Raw genomic sequence first — 19651 nt, 5'->3', positions numbered from 1 at the left:
CTGACTCCATGCCCGACGACTCCACTGCCCAGGCATTCGCGGCAGCGCCGGCGGCGACCAGCCCCAGGGCACTGGCCCCGCATATCACGGCCGCCTGCCGGCGCATGGCCCCGCTCTGGCCCCTGCAGCAGTTCGTCGCGGTGAACCCCTTCCAGGGTCTGAGCGACTGGAAGTTTCACGATGCGGCCGACCTGCTGGCGCGGGTGGCGGGGGCCAGGCTCTACATGCCACGTTCCTACTACCGCACGCGCGTGGAGGACGGGCGTATCGCCGAGCGCGACATTGAACTGGCACTGGCGCGCTGCGGCAGCCGGCTGGACGTGGCCTCGATCCGCCAGGCCGTCACCGAGCCCGCCCCCGAGCCCGACCCGGGCATGCCGCTGGTCACCGCGGTCCTGGATGCGGTGGAAGACCACGTCTGGACGGACTTCGTCACCGAGTCCATCAGCCGTTTCTGTGCGGCCTACGCCGACCAGGGACAGGCAAACTTCACCCTGCCCTGGCGCGACCAACCGCTCTATACCGCCTGGTGCCAGTTCGCAGCCCGCGACCTGACACCGGCGGCCGCGGGCCTCGCGGACTTTCACCACCACGTGGCGGCACTGCCGTCGGACCCGCGCGAGGCCATCACCCGGGCCGTACGCGCACTCGGCATACCCGAATCGCAGCTGGAGCGCTATCTCCACGCTGCCCTGCTGAGCATCGGCGGCTGGTCCGCCTGGATGCGCTATCGGGGCTGGCAGGCCGAGCTGGCCGGTGAGCGGGACGACTCGGTCATGGAACTGCTGGCCATTCGCGTGGCCTGGGAGGCCCTCATCTACCGGGCACGCCTGAGCGAGACCACCGAACGCGCCTGGCAGGCAGCCGTGGGTGCCGCCCTGCGCGAACCCACCCCGGAATGGCGTCGTGCAGTGGAGATCGACCGGGTGCTGCTGGCGGCCGCCGAGTTCGCCTACCAGCGCCGGGTCATCACCAGCCTCCGGCGTCCCCCGCGGGCGAAGACTGGCCTCAGCGAACGGCCGGCCGTGCAAGCCGCATTCTGCATCGACGTACGCTCCGAGGTCCTCCGCCGCGCCCTCGAAACGGTGGCCCCTCACACGCAGACGCTGGGCTTTGCGGGCTTTTTCGGCGCACCCATCGAATACGTACCGCTGGGCGCCACCGAGGGGCGTCCGCATGTGCCGGTGCTGCTCACACCGGGCTACCGGGTCTACGAATGCTGTGGCCACGACCGACAGGAAACCGCCCGGCTCGGCGCAAGGCGCCGCGAGCGCATCGGGCTCGGCAAGGTCTGGAAGCAGTTCAAGTTCTCGGCGGCCTCCTGCTTCTCGTTCGTGGAATCGAGCGGGATGCTGTATGCACACAAACTGCTGTCCGACAGCCTCGGCTGGTCGCGCCCCGTCCCCGACCCCCGCCGTCACGGGCTGGATGCCGATCACCACGCCCGGCTGATGCCAAGCCTGGAGGCGATGGATGCCGGTGGTGGCATCCCCGAGATCGAGCGCGCCGACCTGGCCGAACGCATCCTGCGCGGCATGTCGCTCACCGACCACCTCGCCCGCCTCGTGCTGCTGATCGGCCATGGCGCCACCACGGTGAACAACCCGCATGCCGCGGGCCTGGACTGCGGTGCCTGTGCCGGGCAGTCCGGCGAGGCCAGCGCACGGGTGGTGGTCGCCCTGCTCAACGACCCGGGCGTGCGCCGCCGCCTCGGCGAACGCGGCATCGTCATCCCCGAGGACACGCACTTCCTCGCCGGCCTGCACGACACCACCACCGACCGGGTGACGCTGTTCGATACGAAGGCCCTGCCCGAGACCCATGCCGCCGACCTCGCGTCGCTGCGGGAGGGGCTGGAACAGGCCAGTGAACTGACGCGCATCCAGCGGGCGGCACGCCTCGGCCTGGATGGAGCGGACCCCGCGGCGCTGGCAGCCGCGCTCGAGCGTCGCAGCCGCGACTGGTCGCAGGTACGGCCCGAATGGGCATTGGCCAACAATGCCGCCTTCATCGCCGCACCGCGCGAGCGCACTGCCGGCGTCGACCTCGACGGACGCGCCTTCCTCCACGACTACCGCTGGCAGGACGACACCGACTTCCAGGTACTGGAACTCATCATGACCGCCCCCATGATCGTCGCCCACTGGATCAACATGCAGTACTACGGATCGACGGTGGACAACCGGCGCTTCGGCAGCGGCAACAAGGTGCTGCACAACGTGGTGGGCGGCGCCGTCGGCGTGCTCGAGGGCAATGGCGGCGACCTGCGCACCGGCCTGCCGCTGCAGTCGTTGCACGATGGTGAACAGTGGATGCACGAACCGCTGCGCCTGAGTGTGTTCATCGAGGCACCGCGGGCGGCCATCGACGACGTCGTTTCCCGGCACGAGACCGTGCGCGAACTGGTCGAGAACGGCTGGCTGCACCTGTTCCGTATCGGCGAGAGCGGCAACGTCTACCGCCGCCGCTCCACCCGCGAGTGGGTTCGGGCCGACACGATGCTGCACCGCACCGTGTGACCTCCCCGCATCCGTTGGCCCCTGTGGGTCACGCCGGGCATTGGGCCCGGCGCACGGTTTTCGTTATCATCCGCCCACACGCCCCCTGCAGCGGATCCGCATGACCCAGACACCCCACCGGGCGCGCAAGCGCTTCGGCCAGCACTTCCTCCACGACCGCGGCGTGATCGAACGCATCATCGCGGCCATCGGCCCACAGCCTGGCGACCATCTCGTCGAGATCGGCCCGGGGCTGGGCGCGCTCACCGCCCCGCTGCTGGCACGTCACGGCGCGCTCGACGTGGTGGAACTGGATCGCGACGTGATCCCGCATCTCGAGCAGGCCTGTGCCGGCAAGGGCGAGCTGCGGGTGCACAACGTGGACGCGCTGAAGTTCGACTTCAGCGCCCTGGCCGCACCGGGTGAATCCCTGCGCGTGGTGGGCAACCTGCCCTACAACATCTCCACCCCGCTGATCTTCCACCTGCTCGACGATGCCGCCGTCATCGCCGACATGCACTTCCTGCTGCAGAAGGAGGTGGTGGACCGCCTCACCGCCGCCCCGGGCGGCGGCGACTACGGCCGGCTGAGCGTGATGGTGCAGTACCGCTGCCGCGCCGAGGGCCTGTTCCGCGTCGGCCCCGGCGCCTTCTCGCCGCCGCCGAAGGTGGACTCGGCCGTGGTGCGGCTCACCCCCTACGCGGAACTCCCCTTCCCCGCGCGCGACGAGCAGCGGCTGGCGGAGCTCGTCAACCGGGCCTTCTCCCAGCGCCGCAAGACCCTGCGCAACAGCCTGAAGCAACTGCTGGACGCCGAGGCCATCGCCGCCGCCGGCATCGACCCGGGCGAGCGCCCGGAACAGGTCCCGGTGGAGGGCTTCGTCCGCCTGGCCGACGCCTCGCTGGACTGAGGACGCTGCAAGCCGACGGGCAAAGGCTTATAGTCAGCCCATGCAATCCCTGGCCGTCACCCCCGAGATCCACGCCGACGCCGAGGCCCTGAGCCGGGCCGCGGCCGCGTACGTGCTGGCCGCGGCGCAGGCGGCCATCGCCACCCGCGGCGTCTTCCACCTCGCCCTGGCCGGCGGCAGCACCCCGCGCCGCCTCTACCAGCTGCTGGCCGCCACGCCGGCGGACCGGGTCGACTGGACGCACTGGCAGATCTGGTTCGGCGACGAACGCTGCGTGCCGGCGGACCACGCCGACAGCAACTACCGCATGGCCCGCGAGGCCCTGCTCGACCACGTGCCCATTCCCGCCGCGCAGGTCCACCCCATGGTCCAGCACCCCGACGACCCGGCGACGGATGCGCAGGCCTATGCCGAACAGCTCGCCCGGGACCTGACCACGGCAGCGGGCGTGCCCGTGCTCGACCTCGTGCTGCTCGGCATGGGCGACGACGGCCACACGGCCTCGCTGTTTCCGGGCACGGACATCCTGGCGGTCGACGACCGCCCGGTGGCGGCCGTGGCGGTACCGGGCAAGGGCTGGCGCATCAGCCTCACCTACCCCGTGCTGGCGCGGGCGCGCGAGCGCCTGTTCCTGGTGGCCGGCGCGGCCAAGGCCCCGGTCCTCGCGAAAGTGCTGGCCGCCCCGCAGGCGGCCGCGCCTTACCCCGTGGCGCGGCTCGCCGCCGGCCGGGGGCGTTGGCTGCTCGACCAGGCGGCGGCACAGGATCTGCACGAACGACAGGAACCCTGACCCATGCTCATCCTCGCGGGCGACATCGGCGGCACCAAGACCATCCTCAGCCTGGTGGAGAGCGACGGGCGCGAACACCACACCCGCATCGAGCAGCGCTTCGACAGCGCCGCCTTCAGCGGCCTCGAGCCCATGGTCGGCGAGCTCCTCGCGCGGGCCCGCCCCGAGCGGCCCGTGGTCGCCGCCTGTTTCGCCATCGCCGGCCCCGTGCATCACCGCCCCGAACAGCAGACCGCGACGCTGACCAACCTGCCCTGGCGCCTGGACAGCGTGGCGCTGGCGCGCGCCCTCGACATCCCCCGCGTGCGCCTGATCAACGACTTCGCCGGCATCGCCTACGGCGTCGACCAGCTCAAGGTCGGGGACCTCGAGACCCTGCAGGCCGGCGACCCCCATGCCGAGGGCCTGCGGCTGGTGGCCGGCGCCGGCACGGGCTTTGGTGTCTGTGCCGCCGTGCCCCACGCCGGCGAGCTGGTGGTCATGCCTACCGAGGGCGGTCACGCGGGCTTCGCCCCGGCGGATGCCGAGGAGGCGGCGGTGTGGGCCTGGGTGGCCGGACGCGAGGGCCGCTGCAGCCGCGAGCACCTGCTCTCCGGCGCGGGCATCCGCCGCATCTTTGCCTTCCTGCGCGAGACCCGCGCCCAGGAACCCGGGGAGGCCCTGGCCGGGGCGCTGGCCGCCGGCGATCCCGCCGCCGCCATCGGCAGCGCGGCGGCCAACGGCCGCGACCCGCTGGCCGAACAGGCCATCGCCCTCTTCATGCGCCTCTATGCCGGCCAGCTCGGCGACCTCGCCCTGGCCCACCTCGCCCGCGGCGGGCTCTACATCGCCGGCGGCATCGCCCCCAAGCTCCTGCCCTTCCTGCAACAACCCATCTTCATGCAGACCTTCAGGCACAGGCCGCCCATGAGCGCCCTGCTCGACGAGATCCCGGTGCACGTCATCCTCAACGAGCACGCCGGCCTCATCGGCGCCGCCCATCACGCCACCCGCCTGGCCCTGCAGGACGCGACGATGGTTTGATGGGGCCGTTGTCCGTTGTCCCGGAGTCGATGCGCCACAGAGGACACGGAGATGACCGGATGATGGATCCAGCCTGTGGCCTCCGTGCGCTCTGTGGAAAAAACGCCTGCACGACCGGCCGCCCCCACTGACACACGGCCTCGCGTCCCCGTATAATCGCCGGCATGAGCAACCAAACCGAGCACCAGATCCGCGTCGAGGTCGAGACCGACTTCATTCCCGCGCAGTCCGACCCGGACAACGAGCGCTATGTCTTCGCCTACACCATCACCATCCACAACGAGGGCCAGGTGCCGGCACGCCTGCTGGCGCGCCACTGGGTGATCACCGACGCCAATGGCCGGGTGCAGGAAGTGGAAGGCGAGGGCGTGGTGGGCGAACAGCCCTACCTGCGTCCCGGCGAGGCCTTCCAGTACACCAGCGGCACCATGATCGGCACGCCGGTGGGCACCATGCAGGGCAGCTACCACCTGGTGGCGGACGACGGGGCCACCTTCGATGCCCCCATCGCCCCCTTCACGCTGGCCGCGCCGCGGGTGCTGCACTAAGCGATGCGCGGACGGAAGACACGCCACCAGGGACTGGGTAGCGGCGTCTTCGGGGCAGCGGCATGAGCCTGCGCCACGCCTATACCCTCTGGGCGCCGGTCTACGACCTGGCGGTGGACCTCGCCACCCGCGAGCTGCGCCAGCGCAGCCTGCAGCGGCTGCCGGCGGACAGCGGCGAGGTCCTGCTGATCGGCGTCGGCACCGGGCTCGACATCCCCCATCTCCCCCGCGGCCCACGCTATACCGGCGTGGACCTCACCCCCGCCATGCTCGCCCGCGCGCGCAGCCGGGCCGCGCGTCACGACCTCGCCATCGCCCTGGAGGAGGCCGACGCCCACCGCCTGCCCTACGCCGACCGGCAGTTCGATGCCGTCGTCATGCACCTCATCGTCGCCGTGGTACCGGACCCCGGACAGGCGCTGGCCGAGGCCGCGCGCGTGCTGCGCCCCGGCGGGCGGCTGCTGGTCCTGGACAAGTTCCTCGCCCCCGGCCAGCGCGCCCCGCTGCGGCGGGCGGCGAGCCGGCTGCTGCGCCACCTGGCCACCCGCACCGACGTGGTCTTCGAGGAACTGCTCGCCGCCGTCCCCGAACTCGCCCTCATCGACGACCGCCCGGCCCTGGCCGGCGGCTGGTTCCGGCACATCGAACTGGAGAAGCGCCATGTGGCGTGACGGTCTGCATCCCGGACTGCTGCTCGGCATCGTGCTCGGCGCGCTGATCCTCTCGGGCATCGACCCCGAGGCCGACCGCCTGACCTGGTTCCTCGAGACCGCGCCGGTGATGCTCGGCATCCTCATCCTGGTGCCCACCTATCGCGTCTTCCGCCTCACGCCGCTCACCTACCACCTGCTGGCCCTGCATGCCTTCATGCTGATGCTCGGCGGCTATTACACCTATGCCGAGGTGCCGCTGTTCAACGACCTGCGCGATGCCTTCGACCTCTCGCGCAACCACTACGACCGCGTGGCCCACGTCGCCCAGGGCTTCATCCCGGCCATCCTCGCCCGCGAGATCCTGATCCGCCGCTCGCCGCTGCAACCCGGCAAGTGGCTGTTCTTTCTCGTCACCTGTTTCTGCCTGGCGCTGTCGGCCTTCTATGAATTCATCGAGTGGTGGGCGGCCCTGCTCTCCGAGGAGGCCGCCGCGGCCTTCCTCGGCACCCAGGGCGATCACTGGGACACCCAGTGGGACATGTTCCTCGCCTTCCTCGGCGCCATGGCCGGCCAGCTCCTGCTGGCCCGCCTGCACGACCGCCAGATCCACCGTCTGCAGCGAGCCGGCTGATGGCAGCGCACGCACCCATCCAGCGCGACGACGGCGGGCGATAGCGCCATGGCGATCTACGCAATCGGCGACATCCAGGGCTGTTTCGATGCGCTGCGGCGGCTGCTCGACGACCTGCGCTTCGACCCCGAAGCCGACCAGCTCTGGTCGGTGGGCGATCTGGTCAACCGCGGGCCGCAGTCGCTCGAGACCCTGCGCTTCTTCCGCGGGCTGGGCGAGGCGGCGACCGTGGTGCTCGGCAATCACGACCTGCACCTGCTGGCCGTGCACGCCGGCGCACAGCCGCTGAAGCCCAAGGACAGCTTCGCCGAACTGCTGGCCGCCGCGGATGCCGGGGAGCTGCTGCACTGGCTGCGCCACCGCCCGCTGCTGCATCACGACGCCGGGCTGGGCGTCGTGCTCGCGCACGCGGGCATCGCCCCCGCCTGGGACCTGGCCACCGCCAGGGCCTGTGCCCGCGAGGTCGAGGCCGTGCTGCGCGGCGACGACCACCCGGCCTTCTTCGACCAGATGTACGGCAACGAGCCGACCGAATGGCAGGACTCGCTCACCGGCACCGGGCGCCTGCGCTACATCGTCAACGCCTTCACCCGCATGCGCTACTGCGATGCAACGGGCCGGCTGGACCTGGATTTCAAGGGCCGGCCGGGCGAGGAGACGGGCGGGCTGATGGCCTGGTTCGAGGTGCCGGGGCGGCGTCTCGTCGACCAGCGCATCGTCTTCGGCCACTGGTCCACGCTGGGCCTGCTGCAGCGCGACAAGCTGCTCGCCCTGGACACCGGCTGCGTCTGGGGCGGGCGGCTCACCGCCGCACGGCTGGACCCGCAGGGTGTGACCATCCATGCCGTGGACTGCCCCATGGCCCAGCAACCCGGCAGGGACGCCTGAGACCGATGAGCGCCACGCAACGCTTCGATACCCGCCACACCGTCGAGACGCCGGAGGGCATCGCCCTGGGCCTGGCCACGGCCGGGCCGGTGCCGCGGGCCCTGGCCTTCGTCATCGACCAGCTGATCCGCACCGGCATCTACATGGCGTTGCTATACACCCTGCCGCTGCTCGGGCGTTTCGGCGTCGGTATCCTCTTCATCCTGTTCTTCCTCACCGAGTGGTTCTACCCGGTGTTCTTCGAGGTGCTGAACAAGGGGCAGACCCCGGGCAAGGCCGCCATGGGCCTGCGCGTGCTGAACGACGACGCCACCCCGGTGAACTGGGGCGGCGCCATGACCCGCAACCTGCTGCGGGTGGTCGACTTCCTGCCCCTGTTCTATGCCTTCGGCCTGGTGAGCTGCCTGCTCAACCGCGACTTCAAGCGCCTGGGCGACCTGGTGGCCGGCACGGTGGTGGTCTACGTGACGAAGCGCGACAAGGCCTTGCAGCTGCCGGAGGCGGACCCGCACACCCCGCCCTTCGCCCTGCAACTGGAGGAACAGCAGGCCGTGCTGGGCTTCGCCGAGCGCAGCCCGCGTCTCACCCGGGAGCGGGCCGAGGAGCTGGCGGGGCTCACCGGCGAGCTGGTCGCCGGCAGCGCGCAGCCGCTCGCCGAGCTGCAGGGCATGGCCAGCTGGATCGCCGGGCGGCGCGCGCCGAACGGCAGGGGCAATGGCAGCGGTAACGGCAACGGAGGCCCGGTGGCATGAACCAGGAACAGTTCATCGCCCGTCACCAGGCGAACTGGGAGCGCCTCGAGGACCTGCTCGCAGCGGGCCGCGGCAGGCCGGCGCAGGCGGACGCCCCGCCCGTCGACCCCGGCGAGTTCCCGCGCCTCTACCGCGAGGCCTGCCATCACCTGGCCCTGGCCCGCGCCAGGCTCTACAGCCAGCCGCTGATCGAACGCCTGGACGACCTGGTACTGCGCGGCCACCAGCGGCTGTACCAGTCGCGCAGCGGGCTGGCCGGGCGCATGCTGCGCTTCGCCGCCGCCGACTTCCCCGCCACCGTCCGCCGCGAGTGGCGTGCCCTGCTGCTCGCCTGCCTGCTGTTCTATGGCCCCTTCTTCGGCATGCTGGTGACGGTGCAGTTCGCCCCCGAGTTCGTCTACACCGTGCTCGACGGCTGGACCGTGGTGAACATGGAGTCGATGTACGACCCGGAGAACCACGAGCGGCTGGGGCGCGAGCGCGAGGCCGACTCCGACGTGCTGATGTTCGGCTACTACATCCGCAACAACACCAGCATCGGCTTCCAGACCTTCGCCGGCGGCCTGGTCTTCGGCCTGGGCACGCTGTTCTATCTCATCTACAACGGCCTGGTGATCGGCGCCGTGGCCGGCCACCTCACCCACATCGGCTACATCGAGACCTTCTGGGGCTTCGTCGCCGGCCACAGCGCCATGGAGCTCACCGCCATCGTCATCTCCGGGGCGGCGGGGCTCAAGCTGGCCGCCGGCCTGGTGCGGCCGGGTCGCAAAAGCCGGCTGCGGGCCCTGCTGGACAACGGCCGCGTCGCCGTCACCCTGGTCTTCGGCGCCGCCACCATGTTCTTCATCGCCGCCTTCATCGAGGCCTTCTGGTCGTCCATCGCCGCCACGCCGGTGACGATCAAGTGGGGCGTGGGTATCGCCCTCTGGGTGCTGGTCATCGCCTACTTCCTCTTCCTGGGGCGCCGCCGTGCAGCTTGAGGCGCTCAACATCGCCCTGCGCAGCCGCAGCCCCTGGGAGGCTATCGACCTGGGCTTCGGCCTGGTACGCCGCCACGCGCGCGACATCTATACCGCCTGGTTTCTCACCGTCCTGCCGCTGTTCCTGTTCCTCAGCGTCGCGCTCCAGGACCACCCCTGGCTGGTGCCCCTCCTGTTCTGGTGGTGCAAGCCCTTCTACGACCGCGTGGTGCTGTTCGTGCTCAGCCGGGCCATCTTCGACGAGCGCACGACCGCCCGCCAGGCCCTCGGCGCCGTGCCCGGCCTGCTGCGCACCGGGCTGCTGAGCCAGCTCACCCTGCTGCGCATCCCGAGCTTCACGCGCAGCTTCACCCTGCCCGTCTGGCAGCTCGAGGGGCTGCGCGGCCGGATACGCCGGCGCCGCCAGGGCGTCCTGCAGATCCGGGCACGTCCCTACGCCGTGTGGCTCACCCTGGTCTGCGTGGGCTTCGAGTTCATCGTCTGGCTGGGACTGTACGGCCTGATCTGGCTGCTGCTGCCGGCGCACCTGGACTTCGACCTGCCGGACCTGCTGTTTCGCGACGACCCGGCCTACTGGGTGAGCGCGGTGCAGGCCGGCATGTACTTCCTGGTGGTCAGCCTGATCGAGCCCCTGTTCGTGGCCGGCGGCTTCACCCTCTACCTCAATCGCCGCACCCAGCTCGAGGGCTGGGACATCGAGATCGTCTTCCGCCGGCTGGCGCAGCGCCTGGCCGCCCTGCGCGCACAGGCCGCGGCCCTGTTCCTCGCCCCCCTGGCCGCCCTGCTGCTGGCCGCCCTGCTCACCCTCGGCCTGCCGGCCCCGGTCCAGGCCCAGGAGGGACAGGCGCAGGAGCAACAGGCCGAGGAGCAACAGACCCAGGAGCTGCCGACCCGGGAGGAACCGGGTGAGGAACCGGCCGCCGTCGGCGAGACCGTCAACCCCACCCGCCTGTCGGCGGACCGCGCCGCCGGGACCATCGAGGCCGTGCTGGCCGCGAAGGACTTCGGTCACCAGCGCGAAGTGCTGCGCTGGCGCTTCAAGCCGCGCGAGGACGACGGCAAGAACACCCGGGAGGACGGCCCCGAATTCGGCGAGTTCTTCGAGGACCTGGCCGAGCTCCTGGCCACCCTCACCCGGGCCTCGCTATGGTTCCTGCTGGGCCTCGCCGTCCTGCTGCTCATCGTCTACCGTGACCGCTGGCTGGGCCTGATCACGGGGCGTCGCCGCCGGCAGCCGGGTTATCGTCCGCCCGACACCCTGTTCGGCCTGGACCTGCGCGCCGACTCGCTGCCCGAGGACATCGCGGCCGCCGCCCGGGCCCTGTGGCAGGCCGGCCGCCACCGCGAGGCCATGAGCCTGCTGTATCGCGGCGCCCTGGCGGCGCTGGTCCACCGCGAGGGCCTGGCCCTGCACGACAGCCACACCGAGGGCGACATCCTCGCCCTGGCCCGCCAGGCCATCTCCGCCCCGCGCCACCAGTACCTGGCCGAGCTCACCGGTGTCTGGCAGCTCATCGCCTACGCCCACCGCGAGCCGGAGTCCACGCAAAGCCAGCGCCTGCTGGCGCAATGGCAGACGCACTTCGCCGGGGACGACGGGGAGGCCGCGGCATGAGCCGTCTCGGCATGGTGATCGGGCTCGTCTTCATCCTGCTGGTCGCCGGCGGCGTCGCCCTGTTCCTGAAAAACTACGAGCAGGTGCCGGAGAAGGAATGGGTCAGGCCCAGCGCCGAGGCCCGGCACAACCCGCTGCTGGCCGCCGGCCGCTTCCTGCGCGCCATGGGCGTGCCGGCAGAGGACGTCGATTCGCTGCAGCAGCTCGAGCAGCTGCCGGCCACCGACGCGGTGCTGGTCATCACCACCGAGCGCCTCACCCTGGTGGAGAGCCACTACGACCGCCTGTTCGACTGGGTGCGCGCCGGCGGCCACCTGGTGGTGCGCAGCCGCGACTTCACATGGGACAGCGATGCGGAGGACTGGCAGCTGCAGGGTGGCCAGGACCCGCTGCTCGCGCGCCTCGACCTGGGCATCGAGCACACGGACTACCTCACCGGCCCCGTCGAGGTGCCGCTGCAGGCCGCCGACGAGCCGCTGGCGGTCGACTTCGACAACTGGATCCACTTCACCGGCGCACAGGCCGACGACCGCGTCATCCAGAGCGATGCCCGTACCCACCTCGTCCACCGGCACCTGGGCGAGGGCGGCATCACCCTGCTCGGGCCCATGCAGTTCATCAACAACTGGTACATCGGCGACCACGACCACGCCGAATTCCTCTGGCATCTCGTGCACCTGCAACACGTCCCCTCGCAGGTCTGGCTGGTGCGCTTCGACGAGATGCCGGGCCTGCCGGTCTGGCTGTGGCGTCACGCCCCCGCGCTCATCCTCAGCCTGGGGCTGCTGTTCCTCGCCTGGCTGCTGGCCGCCGGCCAGCGCTTCGGCCCGCTGGTACCGGTGCCGCCGCCGACCCGCCGACGCCTGCTCGAGCACATCGAGGCCGCCGGCCATTACCTGTGGCGCCACGACCGCCGCCAGGCCCTGGTGGACGACGTGCGCCAGGCGCTGGACGCGCGCCTGTGCCGGGTGCACCCGGGCTGGGCCGAGCTGCCCGTCGAGGAACGTCAGCAGCACCTGGCAAGACTCACCGGCCTGCCGCCGGCCGAGATCCACGAACTCCTGCATCGTCGCGACCACAGCCAGGCGCAGGACTTCACCCGCCTCATCCGAACGCTCGAAACCATCAGGAAGCAGCTATGACGGACGACAACATCCACGACGACAGCAACGCCGCTCGCCAGCCCGCCGCCGACGAGCAGCTCATGAAGGCCAGCCAGCTCGCCCGGCGCATGCGCGAGGAGATCGGCAAGGCCGTGGTCGGCCAGCGCGAGGTGATCGACGAGGTGCTCATCGCCCTGTTCGCCGCCGGCCACGTGCTCATCGAGGGCGTGCCCGGACTGGGCAAGACCCTGCTGGTGCAGGCCCTGGCCCGCACCTTCGACGGCAGCTTCGCCCGCATCCAGTTCACGCCCGACCTGATGCCCAGCGACGTCACCGGCCACGTCATCTACGACATGAAGAGCGAGCGCTTCAACGTGCGCCAGGGCCCGGTCTTCACCCACCTGCTGCTGGCCGACGAGATCAACCGCGCCCCGGCCAAGACCCAGTCCGCCCTGCTCGAGGTGATGCAGGAACAGCAGGTCACCATCGAGGGCCAGGCCATGCCGGTGCCGCGGCCCTTCATGACCCTGGCCACCCAGAACCCCATCGAGCAGGAAGGCACCTATCCCCTGCCCGAGGCCCAGCTCGACCGCTTCCTCTTCAAGGTGCAGATCGACTATCCGGGAGAAACGGAGGAGCAGGAGATGGTGGCGAGCATCACCGGCGGTCACGTCGGCGATGTGCTCGACGTCAGCGCCGTGCAGACCCTGGTCCGGCCCGAGGCCATCCAGACCCTGCAGCGCCTCACCGCCCAGGTGCGCGTCGACCGGCAGGTGAACGACTATGCCGTGCGCATCGCCCGCACCACCCGCGACTGGCAGGGCATCGCCGTCGGCGCCGGCCCGCGCGGCGGCATCAGCCTGGTGCGCGCGGCCCGTGCCGCCGCCCTGCTGGCCGGGCGCGACTTCGTCACGCCGGACGACGTGAAGCAGATCGCCCGGCCCGCGCTGCGCCACCGCATCGTGCTCTCGCCGGAACTGGAGCTGGAAGGCCAGACCCCCGACCAGGTGCTCGCCGCCCTCATCGACCGGGTCGACGCCCCGCGCACATGATCCCCGCCCGCCGCCTCTTCCTCGCCCTCTGGCTGCTGGCCGCCCTGGGACTGGCCGCCGCCCTGTGGCCGGTGCTCGCCCCTGCCTGGGGCTGGGCCCTGGCCGCCCTGGCGGGGGTGGTCCTCGTCGACGCCCTGGCCGCCTGGCGCATGCGCCCGCCGCCGGTGACGCGCGAGCTGGCCGGCTCGCTGCCGCTGGGGGTGAGGCGGCCGGTCACCCTGCGGGTGCACAACCCGGGCCGGCGGCGGCTGCGTCTTGAGATCTACGACCACCACCCCGAGGCGGTGACGGCCGAGGGCCTGCCACAGGGCGCGACGCTGGCCCCGGACCAGCACGTCGAGCTCGGCTACCAGATCCGCCCCGTCGAACGGGGCGAGCTGGTCTTTCCCGGCGTGCAGCTGCGCCTCACCTCGCCGCTGGGCCTGTGGCAGCGCAGCCTGCGGGTGCCGCTGGAGGGACGCGCGCAGGTCTATCCGAACTTCGCCGCCGTGAGCAAGTACATCCTGCTGGCCATGGACAACCGCCTGAGCCAGATGGGCATCCTCAAGCGCCGCCGCCGCGGCGAGGGCCAGGACTTCCACCAGCTGCGCGAATACCGGCGCGGCGACTCCCCGCGCCAGATCGACTGGAAGGCCAGCTCGCGCATGCGCAAGCTCATCGCCCGCGAATACCAGGACGAGCGCGACCAGGAGGTGGTGTTCCTGGTGGACTGCGGACACCGCATGTTCACCCGCGACGACGCCCTCTCGCACTTCGACCACACCCTCAATGCCCTGCTGCTGCTCGGCTACGTCGCCCTGCGCCAGGGCGATGCCGTGGGCCTGGGCACCTTCAGCGGCGAACAGCGCTGGCTGCGCCCGGCCAAGGGCCAGGCCCAGCTCAACCACATCCTCAACACCGTCTACGACCTGCAGCCCACCACCCAGGCGCCGGACTACGCCCAGGCCGTCACCCAGTTCCTCGCCCGGCAGAAGAAGCGCGCCCTGGTGATCGTGATCACCAACCTGCGCGACGAGGACAGCGAGGACCTGCTGCCCGCCCTGCACCTGCTGAAGAAGCGCCACCTGGTGCTGCTCGCCAGCATGCAGGAGCGCGCGCTGGAGGACGTGCTGCAGGACGAGGTCGAGGACTTCGACGACGCCATCCGCGTGGCCAGCACCCACCGCTACCTCGCCTCGCGCCGCCGCACCTTCGAGAACGTCCAGGCCAGCGGCATCCTCAGCCTCGACGTGCCGCCCGACCGGCTCTCGGTGGCGCTGGTGAACAGCTACCTCGACATCAAGCGCAGCGGCAGGCTCTGACAACATGGGCGGGAACAGACACGCCATCACCCTGCAGCCCATCGGCTACGTGCATTCCTGCTTCCGGGAGAAGTTCGGCATCCCGCGCCAGCCGGGGCTCGTGCCGCATGCCCGCGCGCGCATCGAGATCCTCGCGCCCTACAACCGGCCCGAGGCCTTTCGCGGCATCGAGGACTTCTCGCACCTGTGGATCAGCTTCCTCTTCCACCGCCACCTCGGCGCCGCCTGGCGGGCCACCGTGCGCCCGCCGCGCCTCGGCGGCAACGAGCGCGTCGGCGTCTTCGCCACCCGCTCCACCTACCGGCCCAACCCGCTGGGTCTGTCGGTGGTGCGGCTCGACCGCATCGAGATCGCAGGCGATGCCGTCAGCCTGCATGTCAGCGGCATCGACCTGCTGGACGGCACCCCGGTCGTCGACATCAAGCCCTACCTCCCCTACGCCGACGCCCTGCCCGAGGCCCGCGGCGGCTTCGCCCCCACCCCGCCCGACCGGACACTCGGTATCGCCTTCACGGACAGCGCCGACCGGGAGATCACCGCGCGCGAGGCCGCCGGGCTGGCGGACCTGCGCGCCCTGATCACCGAGCTCCTGCAGCTGGACCCGCGCCCCGCCTATCGCGGCGGGGAGACCGCGGCGGCCGACTACGGCATGCGGCTGTACGATTTTGATCTTCGCTGGCGGGTGGAGGGGAAGACCGTCACCGTCACCGCGCTGGTGGCCTGCGACGAGGACTGAGGCAAGGCAGAGTTTCTGCCACGACGGCATGCCCGGATCACCCCGGGCATTCTCACACCGCCCGGGTCAGCACCATGAACTGGTAGGGCTCCATCACCAGTTCCTGGGTGGCGGTGAGGGTGCGGCCGGCGAAGAGATCGACCATGGTCTTGCGCAGGCCCATCTGGCGCAGACGGCGCGCCTCCAAGCGCTGGGGCTGGTCGCTGAAGTTGGCGAGCACGAACACGCTGTGCTGGTCGTGGGTGCGGAAGAAGCCGAAGACCTGCGCATTGCCGGTATCCGCGATATCGGTCTCGGCGCGCTGGAAGGCGGGGTTCTGCTGGCGCAGCTGGATCAGCCGCAGGATGCCCTGGTACACCTGCCCGACCGGGGTGCCCGCGTTGCTGCGATCGGCGGCGCGTGCCCAGTCGAAGACCGGGCGATGCAGCCAGCGGCTGTCGCCGGCCTTGCCCGGGTCCTGGTCGTAGCCGTCGTCATTGAGCATGCCGATCTCGTCGCCCAGATAGATGAGCGGCACCCCGCCCATGGTCACGATCAGCCCGTGCAACAGCAGGATGCGACGGATCGCCAGTTCGACCGACTCCGCGCTGTCCTCCGCCAGTGCCTGCTCGAGACCGCAGAGCGAGGCACAGGTCCCGGAGACGCGCGCATCGCCGGTCAGCGGGTTTTCCTGGAAGGGCTGGCCGCGCGCGAAACTGCCCTCGTAACGTCCCGTGTAGAAACGCGTGAGAAAGCGCCGGTGTTCGTCGGCATCGAAACCCACCGCCTGCACGTCGCTGTTGGAGAACGCCCAGCCGATGTCGTCGTGACAACGTGCATAGTTCACCCAGGCGCAGCCCTCCGGCAGGACGAAGCGCCGGTGCAGGGCATGATTCAGCACGCGCACGTCGCGGGTGGCCATGGCCTCCCACATCAGGGCCATGAACTCGGGGTTGTAGGACAGGGGGCATTCATCCAGGCTCACGTACTTGGTCACCTCATCCGGATGCACGATGGCCTCGGACTTGAAGACCACCGCCGGTGCCACGATGCTCGCGATGGCATTGAAGGCCTGGATCAGCCAGTGCGCCTCGGGCAGGTTCTGGCAGTCGGTACCGAGCCGCTTCCAGAGAAAGGCCACCGCATCCAGGCGCAGCACCTCCACCCCCTGGTTGGCGAGGAACAGCATCTCCTCCAGCATGCGGTTGAACACCTCGGGGTTCTCGTAGTTGAGATCCCACTGGAAGGTGTTGAAGGTCGTCCACACCCATTTCTTGATGCGGTTGACGTAGGTAAAGGAGCCCGGGTGATCCTCCGGGAAGATCTCCCCCATGCTGCGCTCGAAGGCATCCGGCATCTCGCGATCCGGATACATGCGGTAGTAGTCGCGGAAGGGCTCCTCGCCCGCGAGCGCGCGTTGCGCCCATTCATGCTCGTCGGAGGTGTGATTGAAGATGAAGTCGAGCACCAGCGAGATGCCATGGTGCCGCAGCTCGGTGGCCAGCGCCGCGAGGTCGTCCATGGTGCCGAGCCCGGGGTTGATCTCGCGGTAGCTGCTCACCGCATAGCCGCCGTCGTTGTCGCCCTTCGGCGTGCGGAACACCGGCATCAGGTGCAGATAGGTGATCCCCAGCTCGGTGAGATAGGGAATACGCTCGCGCAGTCCCTCTAGGTCGCCGGCAAAGCGGTCGACATAGCACATCGCCCCGACCATGCGGCTGGACTGATACCAGCGCGGGTCCACCTCGCGCATGGCATCCAGCGCCTTGAGCTCCTGCGGACGTTCCAGCCACATCTGCGTGGCGGAGGCGAGGATGCTCTCCAGGTGATAGAAGAAATCGTAGTTGCCGCCATACAGCGCATGCAGGCGACTGAAGAGCCGCGGGAAGTGCCGCGTGAGACGCTCGACATAGGCCTCCCAGTCACCGGCCTCGGTACGCTCGCGAAACCGCGCCTCGATGCGCGGCAGCAGCCGTTGTAGCGAGGCCGCACTCTCGCGTTCCAGCCAGACGGAGTCTTTGGGCATCATCCGGGTCATCGCCGCCTTTCCATTGATGAAACTGCAGGGATTCGCCCACCACTATAAAAGGGGCCGGTCGTGAATATAACCCCCGCCGCCGGCATGACTCCCAACCGTGCACGCCGAACGGCACGACAGACCGCCTGCACCGTGGCAGTGCATGCGGCGCGGCTCGCCTTGCCGGTACACGCCGGCCGGGCAACTGGAACAGAACTTGCGTTGTCGTTCCAAACCCCCGGGAGAGCGTTCATGAGCGACACACCTGCCACAGCCCATCGCATTGCCAGCCCACCCTATTACCGCCCGGTCGGTGACGAGGTGGCGCTTTACGAGGCCGCCTATGCCGCACGCCTGCCGGTGATGCTCAAGGGGCCGACCGGCTGCGGCAAGTCGCGCTTCGTCGAGTACATGGCGCACCGGCTCGGTCGGCCGCTGGTCACCGTCGCCTGCAACGAGGACATGACGGCGGCCGATCTGGTGGGCCGCTATCTGCTCGATCGTCACGGCACGGTCTGGCAGGACGGTCCCCTGACCACGGCCGCACGCATCGGCGCCATCTGCTACCTCGACGAGGTGGTGGAGGCACGACAGGACACCACCGTGGTGATCCACCCGCTCACCGACCATCGCCGTACGCTGCCACTGGACAGGAAGGGCGAGCTGGTTCAGGCCCACCCGGACTTTCAGCTGGTGATCTCCTACAACCCGGGCTACCAGAGCCTGATGAAGGACCTGAAACCCTCGACCCGGCAGCGCTTCGCGGCGCTGGATTTCGACTACCCTGAGGCCGCCATCGAGACGGAGATCGTCGCTGCCGAAAGCGGCGTGGACGAAGATACGGCGGCGCGACTGGTGCACATCGCAGAACGCGCACGCCATCTGAAGGGACATGGACTGGAAGAAGGGATCTCGACGCGGCTGCTGGTCTATGCGGGCCGGCTCATCGCCCAGGGCATCGAACCGCTGTCCGCCTGCAGCATGACCCTGGCGCGCCCGCTCACAGACGATGCGGACATGCGCGATACGCTGGAGGCCGCGATCCAGGCCTGCTTCGGCTAGCGGTGCGCTAGCCCTTTCTCGCCGCCTTTTTCTTCACCCGCGTGGCGGGCTCGACCTTGTCGAGGTCGTACTCCTTGAGCGGCGGCCAGATACGGAACAGGCGTTCGCGGATCTTGGTCTCGCTCTCCTTGGCAAACTCGAGGAAGGTGCTGGCCAGTAGCGAGAGCTCCTTGCCCTTCGGATACACCAGGTACCAGCGCCGCAGGATCGGGAAACCCTCGATGTCGAGAATCGCCACGGGACCGCTGGTGCCCTCCAGCGCCAGCGTGTGCAGGGACAGCACCGACAGCCCGAGCCCGCCGACCACCGCGTGCTTGATGGCCTCGTTACTGCCGAGTTCCATGCGCACCTTGGGCCGCACGCCTTCGGCGTCGAAGTAGCGCGTGATGGCATCGCGGATACCGGAACCGGGTTCGCGCAGGATGAAGGGCTCTTCCGCCAGACGGGACAGGGGGATGTCACGCTCGCCGACCAGCGGGTGGTTGCGCGGGGCGATCACGACCAGCGGGTTGGGCGCGAAGGGAAAGGCCTCCACCTCGACCTCGCCCTCGGGGGCCTGGCCCATGATGTAGAGGTCGTCCTCGTTGCCCTGCAGGCGTTCGATGATGCTGTCGCGGTTGGATACCTTCAGGGCGACTTCGATACCCGGGTAGAGCGCACTGAACTCACCGAGGATCTCCGGCGCAAAATACTGCGCCGTGGTGATAACCCCCAGGCGCAGGCGACCACGCTTCATGCCCTGCAGATCGGCCATCTTCATCTCGAGGTTGGCCAGGGTCTCGAACATGCGCCGGCCGGCATCGTACAGCTCGCGCCCGGCCTCGGTGGGCTGCACGTTGCGCCCCACATGCTCGAACAGCGGCAGACCCACGGCATCCGTGAGCTTCTTGATCTGCATGGACACCGTGGGCTGGGTCAGGAACAGCTCCTCGGCCGCGCGCGTGAAACTGCCGAGGCGGACAATCGCCTCGAAGACCTGCAGCTGGCGCAGGGTGGCATGCCGGATCAGGTGCTCGGGCATGGCCACGGCAGGCAGATAGCCCTGTCTGGAGCGGCTGGACGACTCGTCCCCCATGTATTCCCCCTTCCTGGCCATCGCCGGTTGCCTGGGCA

At 69.9% G+C, this 19651-nt stretch carries 18 protein-coding genes; 16 read left to right on the top strand and 2 right to left on the bottom strand.

Annotated features, from left to right (window positions below):
- The first annotated feature begins 8 nt into the window (after nucleotides 1-8).
- The 15 genes from HUJ28_04690 to tsaA all read left to right on the top strand — a co-directional run bounded on the left by HUJ28_04690 (nucleotide 9) and on the right by tsaA (nucleotide 15480).
- Complete coding sequence (locus tag HUJ28_04690) at nucleotides 9-2519, top strand: DUF2309 domain-containing protein (protein ID MBD3618749.1); 2511 nt, start codon at nucleotides 9-11, stop codon at nucleotides 2517-2519.
- A gap of 100 nt (nucleotides 2520-2619) precedes the next feature.
- A complete protein-coding gene (rsmA, locus tag HUJ28_04685) occupies nucleotides 2620-3408 on the top strand; it encodes a 16S rRNA (adenine(1518)-N(6)/adenine(1519)-N(6))-dimethyltransferase RsmA (protein MBD3618748.1) in 789 nt (262 codons plus the stop codon).
- Nucleotides 3409-3448: 40 nt separating this feature from the next.
- Entirely contained in the window at nucleotides 3449-4198 is a 750-nt protein-coding gene (gene pgl, locus HUJ28_04680; protein MBD3618747.1) for a 6-phosphogluconolactonase, read from the top strand.
- Nucleotides 4199-4201: 3 nt separating this feature from the next.
- Nucleotides 4202-5221, top strand: coding sequence for a glucokinase (gene glk, locus HUJ28_04675; protein ID MBD3618746.1), 1020 nt, complete (start codon nucleotides 4202-4204; stop codon nucleotides 5219-5221).
- A 164-nt stretch (nucleotides 5222-5385) separates the two neighbouring features.
- On the top strand, nucleotides 5386-5769 hold the full coding sequence (gene apaG / locus HUJ28_04670; GenBank protein MBD3618745.1) for a Co2+/Mg2+ efflux protein ApaG: 384 nt from the start codon (nucleotides 5386-5388) through the stop codon (nucleotides 5767-5769).
- A gap of 62 nt (nucleotides 5770-5831) precedes the next feature.
- The gene (locus HUJ28_04665) at nucleotides 5832-6440 is read left to right on the top strand and encodes a methyltransferase domain-containing protein (GenBank protein MBD3618744.1); all 609 of its coding nucleotides are present in this window, start codon (nucleotides 5832-5834) and stop codon (nucleotides 6438-6440) included.
- On the top strand, nucleotides 6430-7053 hold the full coding sequence (locus HUJ28_04660) for a DUF2238 domain-containing protein (GenBank protein ID MBD3618743.1): 624 nt from the start codon (nucleotides 6430-6432) through the stop codon (nucleotides 7051-7053). Before HUJ28_04665 ends, HUJ28_04660 begins: the two co-directional genes overlap by 11 nt.
- A gap of 48 nt (nucleotides 7054-7101) precedes the next feature.
- Nucleotides 7102-7941 carry a symmetrical bis(5'-nucleosyl)-tetraphosphatase gene (locus HUJ28_04655; GenBank protein MBD3618742.1) on the top strand — a complete coding sequence of 280 codons (840 nt, stop codon included), beginning with the start codon at nucleotides 7102-7104 and terminating at the stop codon, nucleotides 7939-7941.
- A 5-nt stretch (nucleotides 7942-7946) separates the two neighbouring features.
- The gene (locus HUJ28_04650) at nucleotides 7947-8693 is read left to right on the top strand and encodes an RDD family protein (protein MBD3618741.1); all 747 of its coding nucleotides are present in this window, start codon (nucleotides 7947-7949) and stop codon (nucleotides 8691-8693) included.
- Nucleotides 8690-9673 (top strand): stage II sporulation protein M, encoded by a 984-nt coding sequence (locus tag HUJ28_04645; GenBank protein MBD3618740.1) that lies wholly within the window; start codon nucleotides 8690-8692, stop codon nucleotides 9671-9673. The genes HUJ28_04650 and HUJ28_04645 overlap by 4 nt, the downstream gene beginning before the upstream one ends.
- Nucleotides 9663-11288, top strand: coding sequence for a DUF4129 domain-containing protein (locus HUJ28_04640; GenBank protein MBD3618739.1), 1626 nt, complete (start codon nucleotides 9663-9665; stop codon nucleotides 11286-11288). Before HUJ28_04645 ends, HUJ28_04640 begins: the two co-directional genes overlap by 11 nt.
- Entirely contained in the window at nucleotides 11285-12430 is a 1146-nt protein-coding gene (locus HUJ28_04635; GenBank protein MBD3618738.1) for a DUF4350 domain-containing protein, read from the top strand. The genes HUJ28_04640 and HUJ28_04635 overlap by 4 nt, the downstream gene beginning before the upstream one ends.
- Nucleotides 12427-13443 carry a MoxR family ATPase gene (locus tag HUJ28_04630; GenBank protein MBD3618737.1) on the top strand — a complete coding sequence of 339 codons (1017 nt, stop codon included), beginning with the start codon at nucleotides 12427-12429 and terminating at the stop codon, nucleotides 13441-13443. The genes HUJ28_04635 and HUJ28_04630 overlap by 4 nt, the downstream gene beginning before the upstream one ends.
- On the top strand, nucleotides 13440-14744 hold the full coding sequence (locus HUJ28_04625; GenBank protein MBD3618736.1) for a DUF58 domain-containing protein: 1305 nt from the start codon (nucleotides 13440-13442) through the stop codon (nucleotides 14742-14744). The genes HUJ28_04630 and HUJ28_04625 overlap by 4 nt, the downstream gene beginning before the upstream one ends.
- Nucleotides 14745-14748: 4 nt before the next feature.
- Nucleotides 14749-15480, top strand: coding sequence for a tRNA (N6-threonylcarbamoyladenosine(37)-N6)-methyltransferase TrmO (tsaA, locus tag HUJ28_04620; GenBank protein ID MBD3618735.1), 732 nt, complete (start codon nucleotides 14749-14751; stop codon nucleotides 15478-15480).
- Nucleotides 15481-15532: 52 nt separating this feature from the next.
- Here the strand turns inward: tsaA and HUJ28_04615 are convergent, their stop codons facing one another.
- On the bottom strand, nucleotides 15533-17497 hold the full coding sequence (locus HUJ28_04615; protein ID MBD3618734.1) for an alpha-glucosidase C-terminal domain-containing protein: 1965 nt from the start codon (nucleotides 17495-17497) through the stop codon (nucleotides 15533-15535).
- A gap of 231 nt (nucleotides 17498-17728) precedes the next feature.
- Here HUJ28_04615 and HUJ28_04610 point away from each other — a divergent pair, with 231 nt between their 5' ends.
- Nucleotides 17729-18538: a CbbQ/NirQ/NorQ/GpvN family protein gene (locus HUJ28_04610; protein ID MBD3618733.1), complete on the top strand. Its 810-nt coding sequence runs from the start codon at nucleotides 17729-17731 to the stop codon at nucleotides 18536-18538.
- Nucleotides 18539-18545: 7 nt separating this feature from the next.
- Here the strand turns inward: HUJ28_04610 and HUJ28_04605 are convergent, their stop codons facing one another.
- Nucleotides 18546-19559 carry a LysR family transcriptional regulator gene (locus tag HUJ28_04605; GenBank protein ID MBD3618732.1) on the bottom strand — a complete coding sequence of 338 codons (1014 nt, stop codon included), beginning with the start codon at nucleotides 19557-19559 and terminating at the stop codon, nucleotides 18546-18548.
- Nucleotides 19560-19651: the final 92 nt, after the last annotated feature.

This window comes from Chromatiales bacterium (assembly GCA_014762505.1).
GTDB lineage: Bacteria > Pseudomonadota > Gammaproteobacteria > SpSt-1174 > SpSt-1174 > SpSt-1174.
This window is presented reverse-complemented; position numbering and strand designations above follow the sequence as displayed.

Bases quoted from the DNA above. Each gene is read 5' to 3' on its own strand.
- HUJ28_04615 (MBD3618734.1), bottom strand. From the start codon at position 17,497: ATGACCCGGATGATGCCCAAAGACTCCGTCTGGCTGGAACGCGAGAGT.
- HUJ28_04635 (MBD3618738.1), top strand. From the start codon at position 11,285: ATGAGCCGTCTCGGCATGGTGATCGGGCTCGTCTTCATCCTGCTGGTC.
- HUJ28_04650 (MBD3618741.1), top strand. From the start codon at position 7,947: ATGAGCGCCACGCAACGCTTCGATACCCGCCACACCGTCGAGACGCCG.
- HUJ28_04690 (MBD3618749.1), top strand. From the start codon at position 9: ATGCCCGACGACTCCACTGCCCAGGCATTCGCGGCAGCGCCGGCGGCG.
- HUJ28_04605 (MBD3618732.1), bottom strand. From the start codon at position 19,559: ATGCCCGAGCACCTGATCCGGCATGCCACCCTGCGCCAGCTGCAGGTC.
- HUJ28_04610 (MBD3618733.1), top strand. From the start codon at position 17,729: ATGAGCGACACACCTGCCACAGCCCATCGCATTGCCAGCCCACCCTAT.
- glk (MBD3618746.1), top strand. From the start codon at position 4,202: ATGCTCATCCTCGCGGGCGACATCGGCGGCACCAAGACCATCCTCAGC.
- HUJ28_04660 (MBD3618743.1), top strand. From the start codon at position 6,430: ATGTGGCGTGACGGTCTGCATCCCGGACTGCTGCTCGGCATCGTGCTC.
- HUJ28_04625 (MBD3618736.1), top strand. From the start codon at position 13,440: ATGATCCCCGCCCGCCGCCTCTTCCTCGCCCTCTGGCTGCTGGCCGCC.
- HUJ28_04645 (MBD3618740.1), top strand. From the start codon at position 8,690: ATGAACCAGGAACAGTTCATCGCCCGTCACCAGGCGAACTGGGAGCGC.
- pgl (MBD3618747.1), top strand. From the start codon at position 3,449: ATGCAATCCCTGGCCGTCACCCCCGAGATCCACGCCGACGCCGAGGCC.
- tsaA (MBD3618735.1), top strand. From the start codon at position 14,749: ATGGGCGGGAACAGACACGCCATCACCCTGCAGCCCATCGGCTACGTG.
- HUJ28_04630 (MBD3618737.1), top strand. From the start codon at position 12,427: ATGACGGACGACAACATCCACGACGACAGCAACGCCGCTCGCCAGCCC.
- apaG (MBD3618745.1), top strand. From the start codon at position 5,386: ATGAGCAACCAAACCGAGCACCAGATCCGCGTCGAGGTCGAGACCGAC.
- HUJ28_04665 (MBD3618744.1), top strand. From the start codon at position 5,832: ATGAGCCTGCGCCACGCCTATACCCTCTGGGCGCCGGTCTACGACCTG.
- rsmA (MBD3618748.1), top strand. From the start codon at position 2,620: ATGACCCAGACACCCCACCGGGCGCGCAAGCGCTTCGGCCAGCACTTC.
- HUJ28_04655 (MBD3618742.1), top strand. From the start codon at position 7,102: ATGGCGATCTACGCAATCGGCGACATCCAGGGCTGTTTCGATGCGCTG.